Genomic DNA, 537 nt, shown 5'->3' with positions numbered 1-537 from the left:
AAAAATCATTAACCGCTTGTTCACGCATTTTTTGGTTTGAACAATTAACCAATAGAGCAAAGCTCGCAATTTGATCGGTCATGGTTTTGGCATGAACAAATTGTTGCTGGCAAGCATCTATCGCAGCCGCCTCATTCACCTTCATTATTAACCACAAACATACATTGCGTAACCTCCTACGGCCATAAGCAAGACCATTCATACTATGGTCCTCAGCCTGCCACAATTGCTGATAGAGTGCGTGGATTTCTGCATATAAATGCGTTCCCAATTGGATGCGGAAATAATCACGAACGGCCTCCACCTTACTCACGTCCACTACCTCTAATAGCGTAGCAACCTCTTCAAAACCAGGCGGAGTGAGTAATTCAGCGCGTAAATCCGCATCTAAAGAGTCATCTAATAGCACATGTCTCAATGCAGCAATTAACGCCGCTGATATCTGCCACTTATCTTCAGGTACGTTGAAGCATTCATTCATACAATTCAACACTAAACGTTGCGCGGCATCCCATTTTGCATAACCATCGGTTTCAT

Annotated in this window: 1 protein-coding gene; it reads right to left on the bottom strand. The window is 43.4% G+C overall.

The genetic code is table 11. The annotated features are described in order from the left end of the window. Positions 1–537 (bottom strand): aminopeptidase N C-terminal domain-containing protein (locus tag ACQY7T_RS05720; RefSeq protein ID WP_428411927.1); only part of this gene is annotated, 537 nt, incomplete at both ends.

Source organism: Legionella sp. (assembly GCF_965140895.1).
Taxonomy (GTDB): Bacteria; Pseudomonadota; Gammaproteobacteria; order Legionellales; family Legionellaceae; genus Legionella.
The sequence above is the reverse complement of the archived record's forward strand: the minus strand, read 5'-3'. Positions and strand labels throughout refer to the sequence as shown.